Below are 14,394 nucleotides of genomic sequence, written 5' to 3'. Positions count from 1 at the left end.
CAAATCCCCCCCGTCCCCCCCTTTGACAAGGGGGGAGCGCAAGGGGAGGGGGAGTAAGGTAGCTGATCCTTCACTCCTCTGCAGCACCTTCCCATGAGTACCGGTTTGACTCCCTTCTAATTGCTATTACAGTTGAAGCGTTCCCTTTTCGCTGCCATGTCCCTGTGATTTCGGCCCGCCCCGGCGGTGGCCGGCGCGTGACCATGAACGGCTCTCACGATCAGCTTCACGACAACCTCCCCTGGCACGAACTTCCGGTGCCGGAGCTCATGGCCGCCCTGGGCACCTCCGCCGGCGGGCTCTCCGCGCCTGAGGCCGCGGCGCGGCTTTCCCGTTACGGCCCCAATACCATCCGCGCCGCCGCGGCAAAACCCCTCTACCTGAAACTCATCGCCGACTTCAGCCACCCCATGGCGCTCCTGCTCTGGGGGGGCGGCGCCATGGCCTGGCTGGGGGGCACGCCGGAGTTGGCCGTCGCCATCTGGTCCGTGGTCTTCATCAATGCCGTCTTTTCCTTCTGGCAGGAGTTCCGCGCCGAGCAGGCGGTCGAGGCGCTGCAGAAGCTGTTGCCAGCCCAGGCGACCGTGCTGCGCGACGGGGGGGAGCAGCAGATACCGGCGCGGGAGCTGGTCCCGGGGGACCTGGTCCTGGTGAACCCGGGCGACCGCATCAGCGCCGATGCGCGCCTCATTGAGGAGTGGGATCTGCGCGTGGACCAGTCCACCCTCTCGGGGGAGGCACACCCGGCCCGCAAGAGCGCGGACCCGCTCTCCGGGCAGCCTCTGTCCCGCACCGAACTCCCCAACCTCATATTCGCCGGCACCTCCGCCGTCGCCGGAACCGGCCGTGCGGTGGTCTGCGCCACCGGCATGCGCACCGAGTTCGGCCGCATCGCCCACCTCGCCACCGCCACCTCGGAAACCCCGTCGCCGCTGCAGATCGAGATAGACCGGATGACCCGGGTGGTTACCGCGTTGGCGCTGGCCACCGGCACCATCTTCTTCGTGCTCTCGGTGGGGGTGCTGGGGCGCGAGCTGCACACCGGCTTCATCTTCGCCGTGGGCATGGTGGTCGCCTTCGTCCCGGAGGGGCTTCTCCCCACGGTCTCCCTCTCCCTGGCCATGGCGGTGCAGCGCATGGCGAAGCGAAACGCCCTGGTGAAGAAGCTTTCTTCCGTGGAGGCCCTTGGCTGCTGCACCGTGATCTGCACCGACAAGACCGGCACGCTGACCCAGAACGAGATGACGGTGCGCGAGATCTGGCTGGAGGGTACCGCGCACGAGGTCTCCGGCGTCGGCTACGCCCCGCGCGGCGAGATCGGCCAAGGCGCCCCCGGCGCCGATCTCACCCGTCTGCTCACCGCCGCGGCCCTGTGCAACGATGCCCGCCTGGTGGAACCACAGGGGGAGGGGGAGCCCTGGTGCATCATCGGAGACCCGACCGAGGGGGCGCTCATCGTGGCCGCGCGTAAAGGTGGGGTGGACCCCGAGGCGCAGGGCGCGCTCCTGCCCCGGTTGCGCGAGATCCCCTTCGATTCGGCCCGCAAGAGGATGACCAGCGTGCACCGCGAGGGGGAGGGGGAGACCGCCTTCGTCAAGGGGGCGCCGGCCGAGGTGGCGGCTTTGTGCACGACGGTTGCCCGGGACGGAAATGCCCTGCCGCTGGACGCCGCCCTGGCGGCCGAGGTGCTCGGCCAGGTGGACGCTTACGCGCGCCAGGGTTACCGCGTGCTGGCCGTCGCCGAGCGCAGGCTGCCGCGGGAGATGCCTGATTACACGGCGGAGACGGTGGAGCGGGAACTGACCCTGCTGGGCCTGGTGTCCATGAACGATCCGCCCCGTCCGGAGGTGGCGAGCGCGGTGCACAAGTGCCGCCGCGCCGGGATCAGGGTGGTCATGGTGACCGGCGACTACGGCCTGACGGCGGAGAGCGTGGCGCGACGCATCGGGGTGCTCGGGCCCGACGAGCCGTGCCGGGTGGTGAGCGGCGCGGAGCTCGATGCCATGGACGGCCCCGCCCTGGACCAGGCCCTCTCCGGCGCGGTGATCTTCGCCCGCGTGTCGCCGGAGCACAAGCTGCGCGTGGTAAGCGCGCTGCAGCAAAAAGGGGAGATCGTGGCGGTGACCGGCGACGGCGTCAACGACGCGCCGGCCCTCAAGAAGGCGGACATCGGCGTGGCCATGGGGCTGGCCGGGACGGACGTGGCCAAGGAGGCGGCCGACATGATCCTCCTGGACGACAACTTCGCTTCCATCGTCAACACCATCGAGGAGGGGCGCGCGGTCTACGCCAACATCAGGAAGTTCGTCACCTACATCTTCACCAGCAACATGGCCGAGGCCTGGCCCTTCATCCTGCAGATCACGCTCAACGTGCCGCTGGCCCTCACCGTGATGCAGGTGCTCGCCATCGACCTCGGGGCGGACATCCTCCCGGCGCTGGCCCTTGGCACAGAACCGCCGGAGCCGGGCATCATGGAGCGGCCGCCGCGCCCCCGCAGCGAGAGGCTGGTGAACCGTGCGCTGCTCCTGCGGGCCCTGGTCTGGCTCGGGTCGCTGATGGCGCTTTGTTGCCTGGCGGGCTTTTTCCTGGTGTACCTGAGCTACGGCTACGCCGACCTGCGCCACCTGCCGCGTCTGGATCTCGTCCCCTACCACGAGCGCCTCCTTTCCCCCGGGGGGAATGTCTATGTCCTGGCCAGCACCATGTTCTTCGCCGGGGTGATCGGGGCGCAGGTGGGCAACGCCTACTGCTGTCGCAGCGAACGGTTCTCGGTCCTGCGCATCGGCCTGTTCGCCAACCGCTTCCTGGTGGCGGGGATCGCGTTCCAGCTCCTTTTCTGTCTCGCCCTCATCTACCTTCCCCCCTTGCAGCGCCTCTTCGAGGTGGCGGCGCTGCCCCCCCGCTTCTGGGGGGTGATCGCCTGCTACCCGGTGCTGCTGTTCCTGGCCGAGGAGGGACGCAAGTGGTGGTTGAGGAAGCGGGAAGCCAAACGTGCACCTGGAGGTGCGTCATGAAAGTGATAGTGATCGGTTGCGGCAGGCTGGGCGCCGCCCTCGCCGAAGAGTTGTCCGGGCGCGGCATTGAGGTGGCGCTGGTGGACCGCGACGAGGCGGCCTTCGAGCGGCTCTCCCCCTCCTTTACCGGGATCCGGGTGACCGGCATGGGCTTAGACCGCGAGGTGCTGCTGCGCGCCGGGATCGAGAGTGCCGACGCACTGGCCGCCCTCACCGCCAGCGACGAGGTGAACGCGGTGAGCACGCGCGCGGCGCGCCTTTTGTTCCGGGTGCCCCGGGTGGTGGCCAGGCTCTACGACCCGGGGCGGGTCGAGGCCTACCGGCGCCTGGGCATCCCCACCATCTCGCACGTTACCTGGGGGGTGGGGCGCATCGTGGAGCTTTTATGCTACTCGCCGGTGGAGCCGGTGCACAGTCTTGGGGGGGGCGAGGTGGAGCTGGTGCAGGTTGAGCTGCCGCCGCTTCTTGCCGGCCGCAGCGTCCAGGAGTTGAGTCTCATGGGGGAGATCATGGTGGTTGCGGTCACCAGGCAGGGACGGAGCCTCATCCCGACGCCGGGGACGCTGTTCCAGCTCGGGGACCGGGTGCACCTGGCCCTGCTCACCTCATCTTCGGAGCGGCTGAAGCACCTGCTCGGCCTCACATAAGGAGGGCGCCATGTTCGTGATCATCGTGGGGGGGGGCAAGGTAGGGGCGCACCTGGCCCGGCTCCTGTCCCGGGGGGGGAAGCGGGTGCTGCTGGTCGAGGAGCGGCGCGAACTGTGCGCGGAGCTCTCCGGCGGACTGGAAGGGGTGCAGGTGCTGCAGGGGAGCGGCTGTGACCCGCGCCTGCTGGAACTGGCCGGCGTGCGGGAGGCGGACGCGGTAGCGGCGGTCACCGGGACCGACGAGGTGAACCTGGTGGTGGCGGGGCTCGCGCACGCGGAGTTCCGGGTGCGCCGGGTGATCGCGCGGGTGAACGACCCGAAGCACCTCTGGCTGTTCACGCCCAAACTGGGCGTGGACGTGGCGCTGAACCAGGCCGACATCCTCGCACACCTGATCGCCGAAGAGATGTCGCTGGGCGAGATGATTACCCTCTTGAAGCTCAGGAAGGGGGAATACTCGCTGGTGGAGGAGAAGGTGCATCCCCGCTCCGGCGCGGTCGGGCGCTCCATCGCCGAACTCACGCTTCCGGCCGAGAGCGTCATCGCCGCGGTGATCCGTGGAGGGCGGCTCATCGTGCCGCGCGGCAACCTGGTCTTCGAGCCGGGGGATGAGGTGCTGGCACTGGCGCACGCACGGGAGATCCCCAAGCTGTCGGCCCTCTGGAGGGCGCCCCAGGCGGGCTAGTCCGTGTCGGCCGCTGTCGGCAGCACCTCCCGCAGTACCCGCGCCACGTCCTTCACCGTGTAGGGCTTGCTCAGCGTGGCGCGGAAGCCGTGCTTTCTGTACTCGGACATGACCGGGTCGTTGGAGTAGCCGCTGGAAACGATCAGGCATGCCTGCGGGTCCAGCTCCAGGATGCACTGTGCCGCCTCCTTGCCCCCCATCCCGCCGGGTATGGTCAGGTCCATGATCACCGCGTCGTAGCGCTCCCCTTTTTGCCGCGCCGCGCTGTACAACTCCACCGCCTCGCTCCCCTCGCAGCAGGTGGTCGGGGTGTAGCCGAGCTGTTCCAGCATGGCGCCGGTGAGATCCCGGATCAGTTCCTCATCGTCCATCACCACCACGCTCCCTCCGCCGGCTGGGGCGTGACTGCTTTCCTGCTCCCTGGCGAGTTGCGCGGCGCTCTGTCCCAGCGAGGGGAGGTAGATGGTGAAGGTGGTGCCGCGTCCCGGCGTGGAGTCGGCCAGGATGACGCCGCCATGCCTCGTCACGATGGAGTGGGTCGAGGCGAGCCCGAGGCCGGTGCCGCTGGCCTTGGTGGTGAAGTAGGGATCGAAGATCTTCTTCAGGTCGCTCTCGGAGATGCCGCACCCCTCATCCTTGAAGTCCAGCCGCACGTAGTGTCCCGGCGCGAGTCCGAGCCGGTTCTCAGGCTCCATGAGCTCGTTTCTCCCCGCGATGGTCAGGGTGCCGCCGCCGGGCATGGCGTGCACCGCGTTGATGATGATGTTGTTGAAGGCCTGGTTCATCTGCCCTTCGTCCGCCTCGACGATGTCGAGGGAGTCGGCGATCTCGATCCTCCCCTTGACGTTGGTCCCCCGCAGCACCAGTGACAGCGATTCGGCCGCCAGCTGCTTCACCGAGAACACCTTCTTGATGGGCTGCCCGCCGCGCGCGAAGGTAAGGAGCTGCCCCGCCAGTTCCGCAGCGCGCTGACACGCCTTCTCCGCCTTGCCCAGCGGCCCCTTCGCCTTGTGCTCTTTTTCCAGCACCATCTGGGCGAAGCTGATGTTCCCCACGATGCCGGTCAGGATGTTGTTGAAGTCGTGGGCGATACCGCCGGCCAGGACACCCAGGCTCTCCAGCTTCTGCATGTTGAGCATCTGGGTCTCGATGCGCTTGTTCTCGCGGTCCAGGCGCTTCTCCTCGGTGATGTCCTGCACCATCACCAGCAGGTGCGCCCTCTCCTCGACCTGGAATCGGCTCAGGTAGCTGCGCAGGGTGAGCTCCTTGCCGAATGTCGACTGCAGTTCCCGCTCCAGGGCCCGCGGCGTGCCGTCGGCAAGAACCAGCCCCGCCTGCTCCAGCATCCCGCCCTCCCCGCGCCAGGAGGGGAGCTGCCTGAAGTTCTGCCCCAGTAACTCGGGCACGCTCCCCCCGAGGATGTCGGCCGCCGCCTGGTTCGCCCTGATGCAGTTGCCGCTGTCGCCGTCGAAGACCACGATCCCCATGGGGGACTGGGCCAGGAGCGTCTCGACCAGCATGAGCGCCTTGCCGCGCGCCTGCTCGGCCTCGATGCGGTCGGTGATGTCGGAGATGATCCCCACCAGGGCCCTGAGCGAACCGTCCGGTGCCTCGAGCCTCCTGCCGGAGAGGTAACCCCAGAAGCTTCTGCCGTTGCCGCTCAGGTAGTGGCGCTCGGTGCTGGCGTGACTGACCTCGCCGGTCATGAGCCGGTGCATCAGTTCGCTTCCCGATGCCAACTGGTCCGGGTTCAGATGGCTCGTGTAGCTGGAGCCGATCAACTGTTCCATGCTGCAGCCGAACATCTCGGCCATGCGGTTGTTGGCGAAGCGGATCACCCCCTGGGGGTCCACCATGACGATGCCGGCCTGAAGGGTCTCGAAGGTCACCCTCAGTTGCTGCTCGCTCTCCTTCAAGGCGGCTTCGGCTGCCTTGCGCTCGCCGACCTCTGCCTCGAGCACGGTGTTGAGCTGCCGGAACTTCATGACGATGGCACAGAGGACGGCGATCACCGCGGCGCAGATGAGCAGCGCGCCCAGGAGGAATCGGTAGTTTCCGCCGGGTCTGGGATCGTAGATGATGCCGGTAGGATCGAACCCTTGCGGGAGCATCCCCATGCGGGCAAATGTGTCGGCGATGTGGCGCCAGCGGGTGGGGCTCTGGTAGCCCATCTCGACCAGGGTGGGCTGGATCAGCGCCTCCATCTGGTTCGCCTCGAACATGAGCCAGTCGCGGCTGCGCTCGCGGGAGTACTTGGCCAGGATCAGGCCGGCTATCTCCTCCTTGTGGGCCAGGGCGTAGCGCCACCCCTTGAGGCTGGCGTCCCGGAAGGCCCGCACCAGCGCGGGGCGCGAGTTGATAGTGGCGCGGGTGGTGAAGAAGTTGTCGCCGTAGAAGTCGATGCCGTAGGTGAGCGGGGAGAAGGCGAGGTAGGGCTCCCCCGCGCGCTCCAGGACGTAGGGTTCGTTGAAGCTGTAGGCCATCATCACGTCGGCTTTGCCGGCGATGAGGTCGCGGGCGTCGCCGCGGTGCTCCACCTTGACGATGTCCTTCTCTTCGATGCCGTTGTTCTTGAGCAGGGTGAGCATGTCGCCGTGCTGGTTGGAGTACATGAAGCGGCGACCCTTCATGTCGGCGACCTTCTGGATGCCGGTCTTGCGGGGGGTCAGCAGTATGGCGGGGGAGTGCTGGAAGATCTGGCCCAGCACGACGAGATCGTCGCCGTGAGCCCGGTGCAGCAGTAGCGCCGACGTTCCCACGCCAAAGTCGGCGCTCCCGGAGGTGACCTCGTTCTCGACCTCGACCTCGGGTCCCCCCTCGCGGACGGTGACGTCGAGCCCGGCCTCGCGGTAGAACCCCTTCTCCAGCGCGGCGTAGTAGCCGGCGAACTGGAAGTGGTGCAGCCACTTGAGCTGGAGGGTGACGTGCTCGTTGGCCAGGGCGGGGTGCGCCAGCGTGAGCAAAAGGGCCAGTGCGAGCAGGGCGGCCCATCCCCTGCGCCTTGCTCTTTGGGCAGGTTTCATGGTGCGGTCCTCGTGGAGCGCGGCAGCGGTCGTTGGCGCGTCGCGCGCAACATTCAGGGGGTGTTGCAGTAGTCGGCCAGGTAGCCGCGGATGCGATCCATCTCGTCCCGGTCCTGGTCAGGTTCTTCGCGCATCAGCTCCATCAGGAGCGCGATGCAGTCGCTGCCGTCCACGTCGTGGTCGACGAACTTGACGCCCAGCAGCCGGTCGCTGGCGTGCACCACTTCGGTCCAGATCTGCAGCGGCGGGCGGAGTTCGGGGTCGGGGTCGAGATGGATGCGCAACAGGCAGCCGGTTCCGCCGGAGAGGGGTGCGGGGCGGCGCAGGTGGAGCAGGGCGCCGTTGAAGGAGATGTTCTCCAGGATGCCGGTGAGGCACTCGCCGTGGTGCACCAACTCCACCGCTTTGGAGGAGGGGGCCCGATAAAACTGTCGCAACTCTGTCATAGGGTACAGACCTTTGGCAAACAGGATGAAGTGTTTAGTTTCATCATCGGAGAAAACGTTCCTGCTCTTGAGAACTTTTAGCGGGAGAAGGTAATTCACCGGGCCGGTACAGCTTCGGTCAGGACAATGAGCCGGGCATTCCGGGGGTATTATGCCATGTCTCTACCTCTTTTAGCTATTCAATTTGTCGACCTAAGTCAAAGGCGGCTCATTGCGGCTTTCATCTACAGTAAAGAGGGATGAATTACTGCAGCAATTGTGCTTGAAACTGGTGGTGCCATCTTGTATAAGAAGCGTGACCTGCCTACTTCTTCAACAGCGAGGCAGGCTCCCCCTTGCTACCCACCTTAACGTCCGACCACCGACTGCGGACGCCTCATGACTTGAAGCTATTGATGACGCCCTGCCGCAGCTGCGGCGGGTAGACCGGAGCACCGTGGATGGGATACGCCGAGGCACGAGAGTACCGCAAGCCACCTTGCAGCCTTTGGGGCCCCGCCTCCTTGCTGCTGCTTGCCGCGCTGGTGCAACTGGGTCTTTTCCCGGCCGTGCTGCTCTACGGCTACCTGCTGGCCAGTGTCGCGGCCTTTCTCCTCTATGTCCTGGACAAGCAGGCCGCCGGCGCGGGGCGGCGCCGGATCCGCGAGCGTACCCTGCACCTGGCCGCGCTTTGCTGCGGCTGGCCCGGGGCGGTGCTGGCGCAGCGCCTGCTGCACCACAAGACGCAAAAGGGTTCCTTCCTGGTGGTGTTCCGCCTGACCGTGCTCGCCAACGCCGCGGCGCTCGCGCTGTACGGGTGGGCCCGAAAAGGCGGGTAAGCGACGCTATGTTTGCCAGTCCCCTTCACGGGCCTACTGGCGCCCGCTTCCCCCCTCACCCTAGCCCTCTCCCTCTGGGAGAGGGCTAGGGTGAGGGGGGTGCGGGAGGCAAAATGGATGCAGCCGGCAAAGCCCCTCACCCGCCCTTCGGGCGCCTCTCCCGAGGGGCGAGGGGGTAAGATGATGCCCTGAATGTTGATGATTATGAAATGAAGTTCGTCGTGGAGGGATAGTGCCAGGTTCAGATCAGCAGGGGATGGAATACGGGATGTTCACCCACCCAGTGCAGGGAGAGCAGCGGTCGCTGTACCAGGAACTGGTGCAGGTGAACCGGAAGCTGGAGCTGAAGGTCCAGGAGCTGAACCACGCCCAGCAGCGCCTCATGGAGTACCGCAAGGTCTTCGAGTGCACCGGCGACCTCATCTACGTCTTCGACCGCGACTACCGCTACCTGATGGCCAACGAGGCCTACCGCGAGTGCCGCAAAAGCCGGTTCCCGGACCTGATCGGCCGCACGCTTCCCGAGGTGATCGGGGCCGACACCTTCGCGCGGGTCAAGCCGCAGCTCGACCTCTGCTTCGCGGGGAACGAATTGAGCTACGAGGACAGCCACCACTACGTCGACAAGGGGAAGCGCGACCTGCTGGTCACCTTCTCCCCCGTGTTCGAGGGGGCGCGCGTGGAGCGGGTGGCCTGTCTGATCAAGGACGTGAGCGAGCGCAAGCTTCTGGAGGAGCAGCTCAGGCAGTCGCAGAAGATGGAGGCCATCGGCACCCTGGCCGGCGGCATCGCACACGATTTCAACAACATCCTCACCGTCATCGCCGGCTACGCTTCGCTGATCCAGATCAACGGGGAGGAAAGCGAAGCCGCGGCCATGGCCGTGGAGATCCTGTTTTCGGTGGAACGGGCCGCGGAGATGACCCGGAGCCTCCTGGCCTTCAGCCGCAAGCAGGAGGTGCACCTGGAGGCGGTGGATCTGAACCTGTTGGTGGCGGAACTGCACAAGAGTCTGGCGCGACTGATCAGCGAGGAGGTCGAACTGGTGGTGCGGGTGTCGGGGGGGGAGCTTTGCTGCGTCGCCGACCGGGGCCAACTGGAGCAGGTGCTGATCAACCTTGCCGTCAACGCCCGCGACGCCATGCCCGGGGGCGGCACCCTCGAGATCTCCACCGGGACCGCAGAGCTGGCAGACGAGGATATCCCTCCGGGCCGCTACGCCCTGATCACCGTCTCCGACAACGGCACCGGGATGGAAAAGGAGGTGCAGGAGCGCATCTTCGAACCCTTCTTCACCACCAAGGAGGTGGGCAAGGGGACCGGCCTGGGGCTCTCCTCCAGCTACGGCATCATCAAAAAGCACAACGGGGCGATCCGCATGCACAGCGAATTGGGGAGCGGCACCAGCTTCCGCATCTACCTCCCCCTCTCCGGTGGGCGCCCCAGCGCGGAGCGCGCGGAAAGCGAGGGGCGTCCGGGCGCCGGCAGCGGCACCGTGCTCCTGGTCGAGGACGAAGATACGGTGCGGGATATGACCCGGCTGCTCCTGGAGCGGCACGGCTACAGCGTGCTCACGGCCCGCAACGGGCACGAGGCCCTGGAGTTGTACCGGCACAACCAGGGGCGCGTGCAGGTGATGTTGAGCGACGTGATCATGCCGCGCATGAACGGCCGGGAGCTGTGCGAACAGCTGCGGCAGCTGGCGCCGGGGCTTCCCGTCATCTTCATGAGCGGTTACCCCGCCGACGTCATGTCCGAAAAGGGGCTGTACGGTGGCGGCGCCTACCTGCAAAAGCCGGTCAAGCCCGAAGAGCTGCTGGGGGCGCTGCGCTGCGCGCTTAGTGCGTGATGCGCGCTGCGGAGGGGACTGGCTCCGCCAGGTGCCTGTCCCCTTGCTTGCTTGTCCTCTTGTTTGCTGAGCTGAAAAGAGCGTTCCGCTAGGGGGACAGGCACCTGCCGGAGCCTGTCCCCTTCATCCTCATAGAGCCCCCATCCTTGTTCCACTCTTCGAATTTCCTTACCGCCTCAGTCATATCAGTCACTAACAGCTCCTTGCACAGAATAATTTAGCCGCTACACTCTTAGCGTTTTGCCTTTTAGTCCTCCTGCCGAATGACCATTGGCAGAATGCGATTGTTGCCAGCCGCGTGCAGGTAGTTGTGTCAGTGCTGGCCCCAATTGTTGCATTGTAATTTTTTTTTAATAGTGCGTCGGCGGCAATTTCCACAAATTTGACTTCCGTCAAATCTTTTCCTGACCGTTTCGTGCATGAATGACACCCATTTCGAGGCTGCAATCGGCGCTGTCGGCCGGAATCTCTACCATCACAGAGGAGGAAAACGATGCTCAAGAAGAATGTGGCTGTAACTGCGGCAATCGCCGGGGCGATCGCGCTCTTGTCGATCCCCGCCCTTACCACCGCGGCGAAGACTAAGCCGGTGCAGCTCGCCAACGACGGCAGGGCCAAGTGCTACGACTGTCACGATGAGGTGAAGGCGCTCAAGGAAGGCTCCAAGCATGCCAAGCTCTCCTGCAAGGTGTGCCACGACAAGCTGGACGCCCACATGAGCGACCCGGAAAAGAACAAGCCGGTCACCCTCATCGACCAGGCGCTGTGCGGCAAGTGTCACAAGGCGCAATACGACAGCTTCTTCGAGGTGAACTACGAGGCTCCGGCCCGGAAGGAGAAAGGGTCCCCCACCGGGCGCTCGCCGATGCAGGACAAGCTCCTGGCCGGCCACGGCTTCACCTTCGAGCACGATGAACCGCGCGGCCATGCCTTCATGGTCATCGACCAGTTCGCGGTCGACCGCTTCCAGGGCGGCCGCTTCCAGTTCAAAAAAGGGTGGCAGGGCGTCACCTCCACCGGCAAGACCTGGGACGTCCTGACCGACACCGGCAAGAAGCTCCCTGAAACCGCTATGGCCGGCAACCCGACCTGTATCCAGTGCAAGACCTCCGACCACCTGCTCAAATGGAAGTTCATGGGTGACAAGGATCCCAAGGCGAAGTGGGACCGCACCTCCAACATCGTCGACGTGGCCAAGGACACCAACAACCCGCTGGGGTGCGTGCACTGTCATGACCCGCACGGCACCCAGCCGCGCGTGGTGCGCGACGCGCTGATCCAGGCCATCGAGAAGGATCCCAAGGGGAACATTTTCGCCAAGAACGGCGCCACCGACCTCAAGGTGATCGACTTCCGCGGCTTCAGGAAGATCGGCATCATGCAGAAGACCGACTCCAGGATGATGTGCGCCCAGTGCCACGTCGAGTACAACTGCAACGCGGGCACCCAGTGGAGCGACGCGAAGCCGGTGAAGTACGACGACCTGCGCACCAACCACTTCCCGCTCAAAAACTCGCTGCAGCTTTTAAAGCACTACCAGGACCTCAACTTCTTCGACTTCAAACATGCCGTGACCGGCGCGCGCCTGATCAAGTTCCAGCACCCCGAGGCGGAAACCTACGCCGGCAGCGTCCACGACAAGGCGGGCGTGCAGTGTCACCAGTGCCACATGCCCCAGAAGAAGGACAAAAACGGCAAGAAGTTCTCCTCCCACGGCGTAATCCGTCCCAAGAACCACGTCAAGGAGGCCTGCCTTGGCTGCCACCCGAAAGACAGCGTGGCCAAGAAGAGCTACGAGATCGACGCGGTGCAGAACTACATCAAGGGCAAGATGCGCAAGTCCGAGTACTGGCTGGGTCAGCTGATCGACACCTACGCGGCGGCACAGCGCATGGGGGTCGCACCGACCGTCCTGGACGAGGCGCGCGCGAAGCATGAAGAGGCGCACGTGCTCTGGGAATACTGGACCGCCGAGAACTCGGACGGCTTCCACAACCCGGACCTCGCCCGCGAGTCCCTGACCGGTTCCATCGCCGCCTCCAAGGCGGGCGTCAAGATCCTCACCGACGCCATGGCGGCAGCCAAGAAGGACGAGCCCAAGAAGTAACGGTTCCCGCAGCCGCAGCAAAAAGCAAAGCCCCGCCTCCGCAAGGAGACGGGGCTTTTTTGTTACCTGGAGCCAACGTGCGGCCCATCCTTTGACGAAAACGACGGCATCATGTTCCCCCCTTTGCGAAAGGCTGTGTTAGCCATCCGTGTCGGTATTCCCCTTGATCTCGTTGATCTCGTTTCCAAGGTCCGCCTTGGGAACGCAAAGCCTCTCCGAAGTTCCAACTTCCCTCCGATGCAAAGCTGGAGCTTTGCGCCATATGGGGTTCCCAAGCTGGAGCTTGGGAACCAGATCGTCCGCTACTCGCTCTCCCGGAGGGAGAGGGGATGCAGAAGCAAGGCGGAGGTGGGATATCGCGACGTCCTGACTGGACCAGACGGTGCGGCTGCACTGTCACAACGGTGGGCCTTTCTGTCTCATTGGGGCAAAATAATTCGCAAAATGTAAACGATACATTCAAGGAATGAAAGGAGGCTCCGATAAAAGTCACCAATAGGAGGTTTAGTACTGATCGATTCGCAAACCTCTATTTCTTTGTCAGGAGTCTTCTATGGCCTTCACGTTCTTTATGCGCGACCAGCCCACACTGGAGTACGCGGCCGATCACATGATCGGCTACGCGATGGGCCGAAGCCGCATCAAGATATGGGACGCCGGCTGCGCGCTGGGGCAGGAAACCTACACGATCGCCATGATCTTCGCGCAGAAGATGAACTCCTTCGGCTTCAAGAACCTTCGCATCGACGCCACCGACTACGACAGCGCCAACAACTTCGGCGACGTGGTCAAGGCGGCCACCTATCCCTACGAAGAACTGCAGCGCACACCAGCGGATCTATTCCAGAAATATTTCGAACCGGCTGACAAACCCGGCTACCACCGGGTGGTGCAGCAACTGCGCGACCGGGTCAACTTCCAGTACCACGACCTCCTCTCACTGAAAGCTCCCGGCGGCGACTACTGCCTGGTGGTGTGCAAGAACGTGCTGCTCCATTTCCAGTACCGCGAGCGGGTGGAGGTCTTCAAGATGTTCCACCAGACCCTGGCGCCGGGGGGCTACCTCGCCACCGAGAACACCCAGAAACTGCCGCCTGAAGTCGCGCACCTGTTCGAGCAGGTGGTTCCGGACGCCCAGCTGTTCAAGAAGATCGGAGCATAGCTGATGAAGATCGTGCCCCTGAAGAAGAGTCCGGCGACCTACAGCTGCAACTCCTACCTTATCCTGGGGGACTGGAACCGCATCGAGGACGTCAACACCCTGGTCGACCCGGGGGTGGACGATTTCATCCTGGCCGAGATCAGGGAAGTGTCGACGGGGTTCGGCAAGGAACCGGTGCAGCAGGTGGTGCTTACCCACAACCACTTCGATCACACGGCCGGCGTTGCCGCCCTCAAGGATGCCTTCGGCTGCAGGGTTTTCGCCTACGGCAACGGCCCCCTGGTCGACGAGACGCTGCACGACCGGCAGTTCATCAAGGCCGGCGACGACTTCCTCGAGGTGCTGCACACCCCCGGCCACTCGGGCGACTCGGTATGCCTGTACGCACCCTCGCTGCAGGTGCTCTTCTCCGGCGACACCCAGGTCCGGGTGCTGGCGCCGGGAGGGAGTTACTGCCGGGAGTACGTCGAGGCACTTAAGAGGCTGTGCGAGCTGAAGATCCGGGGCATATATTCCGGCCATGACCGGCCGGTGGTGCAGGGGGCGCACGAGATGCTGCAGCAGAGCCTGGAGCTCGTGCTGGCGGCGCAAATGATATGAGGCTGCAGGTTCAGGCCAGAACCGGGCATAACTGTTCGAT

Annotated in this window: 10 protein-coding genes; 8 read left to right on the top strand and 2 right to left on the bottom strand. The window is 64.8% G+C overall.

Features of this window, described 5'->3' with window-relative positions:
- Positions 1-203: 203 nt before the first annotated feature.
- The 3 genes from JFN91_RS19815 to JFN91_RS19805 are packed head-to-tail and all read left to right on the top strand — an operon-like array spanning position 204 to position 4,349.
- Positions 204-3,017, top strand: a complete 2,814-nt coding sequence (locus JFN91_RS19815; RefSeq protein WP_199390906.1) for a cation-translocating P-type ATPase — start codon at positions 204-206, stop codon at positions 3,015-3,017.
- A complete protein-coding gene (locus tag JFN91_RS19810) occupies positions 3,014-3,664 on the top strand; it encodes a potassium channel family protein (RefSeq protein ID WP_199390877.1) in 651 nt (216 codons plus the stop codon). Before JFN91_RS19815 ends, JFN91_RS19810 begins: the two co-directional genes overlap by 4 nt.
- Before the next feature lie 10 nt (positions 3,665-3,674).
- Positions 3,675-4,349, top strand: a complete 675-nt coding sequence (locus JFN91_RS19805; RefSeq protein WP_199390876.1) for a potassium channel family protein — start codon at positions 3,675-3,677, stop codon at positions 4,347-4,349.
- On the opposite strand, the gene JFN91_RS19800 is transcribed toward JFN91_RS19805, so the two are convergent.
- Complete coding sequence (locus JFN91_RS19800; RefSeq protein WP_199390875.1) at positions 4,346-7,372, bottom strand: ABC transporter substrate-binding protein; 3,027 nt, start codon at positions 7,370-7,372, stop codon at positions 4,346-4,348. The genes JFN91_RS19805 and JFN91_RS19800 overlap by 4 nt on opposite strands.
- 53 nt (positions 7,373-7,425) lie before the next feature.
- The gene (locus JFN91_RS19795) at positions 7,426-7,818 is read right to left on the bottom strand and encodes a PilZ domain-containing protein (RefSeq protein ID WP_199390874.1); all 393 of its coding nucleotides are present in this window, start codon (positions 7,816-7,818) and stop codon (positions 7,426-7,428) included.
- Positions 7,819-8,342: 524 nt separating this feature from the next.
- Between JFN91_RS19795 and JFN91_RS19790 the strand changes: the two genes are divergently transcribed.
- From JFN91_RS19790 to JFN91_RS19770, 5 genes are all read left to right on the top strand, one after another.
- A complete protein-coding gene (locus JFN91_RS19790; protein ID WP_328747691.1) occupies positions 8,343-8,636 on the top strand; it encodes a DUF1294 domain-containing protein in 294 nt (97 codons plus the stop codon).
- 232 nt (positions 8,637-8,868) lie between these two features.
- Positions 8,869-10,485: a response regulator gene (locus JFN91_RS19785; protein WP_328747689.1), complete on the top strand. Its 1,617-nt coding sequence runs from the start codon at positions 8,869-8,871 to the stop codon at positions 10,483-10,485.
- 493 nt (positions 10,486-10,978) lie between these two features.
- A complete protein-coding gene (locus tag JFN91_RS19780; RefSeq protein ID WP_199390872.1) occupies positions 10,979-12,592 on the top strand; it encodes an ammonia-forming cytochrome c nitrite reductase subunit c552 in 1,614 nt (537 codons plus the stop codon).
- A gap of 553 nt (positions 12,593-13,145) precedes the next feature.
- Positions 13,146-13,754 carry a CheR family methyltransferase gene (locus JFN91_RS19775; RefSeq protein ID WP_199390871.1) on the top strand — a complete coding sequence of 203 codons (609 nt, stop codon included), beginning with the start codon at positions 13,146-13,148 and terminating at the stop codon, positions 13,752-13,754.
- A 3-nt stretch (positions 13,755-13,757) separates the two neighbouring features.
- Complete coding sequence (locus tag JFN91_RS19770) at positions 13,758-14,354, top strand: MBL fold metallo-hydrolase (protein ID WP_199390870.1); 597 nt, start codon at positions 13,758-13,760, stop codon at positions 14,352-14,354.
- Positions 14,355-14,394: the final 40 nt, after the last annotated feature.

It is taken from the genome of Geomonas anaerohicana (assembly GCF_016458305.1).
GTDB lineage: Bacteria > Desulfobacterota > Desulfuromonadia > Geobacterales > Geobacteraceae > Geomonas > Geomonas anaerohicana.
Note: the sequence above shows the minus strand (reverse complement) of the source record. Positions and strands in the feature narration are given on the sequence as shown.

Excerpts from the sequence above, each read along its gene's own strand:
- JFN91_RS19815 (WP_199390906.1), top strand. The coding sequence starts at position 204 with ATGAACGGCTCTCACGATCAGCTTCACGACAACCTCCCCTGGCACGAA.
- JFN91_RS19810 (WP_199390877.1), top strand. The coding sequence starts at position 3,014 with ATGAAAGTGATAGTGATCGGTTGCGGCAGGCTGGGCGCCGCCCTCGCC.
- JFN91_RS19805 (WP_199390876.1), top strand. The coding sequence starts at position 3,675 with ATGTTCGTGATCATCGTGGGGGGGGGCAAGGTAGGGGCGCACCTGGCC.
- JFN91_RS19800 (WP_199390875.1), bottom strand. The coding sequence starts at position 7,372 with ATGAAACCTGCCCAAAGAGCAAGGCGCAGGGGATGGGCCGCCCTGCTC.
- JFN91_RS19795 (WP_199390874.1), bottom strand. The coding sequence starts at position 7,818 with ATGACAGAGTTGCGACAGTTTTATCGGGCCCCCTCCTCCAAAGCGGTG.
- JFN91_RS19780 (WP_199390872.1), top strand. The coding sequence starts at position 10,979 with ATGCTCAAGAAGAATGTGGCTGTAACTGCGGCAATCGCCGGGGCGATC.
- JFN91_RS19775 (WP_199390871.1), top strand. The coding sequence starts at position 13,146 with ATGGCCTTCACGTTCTTTATGCGCGACCAGCCCACACTGGAGTACGCG.
- JFN91_RS19770 (WP_199390870.1), top strand. The coding sequence starts at position 13,758 with ATGAAGATCGTGCCCCTGAAGAAGAGTCCGGCGACCTACAGCTGCAAC.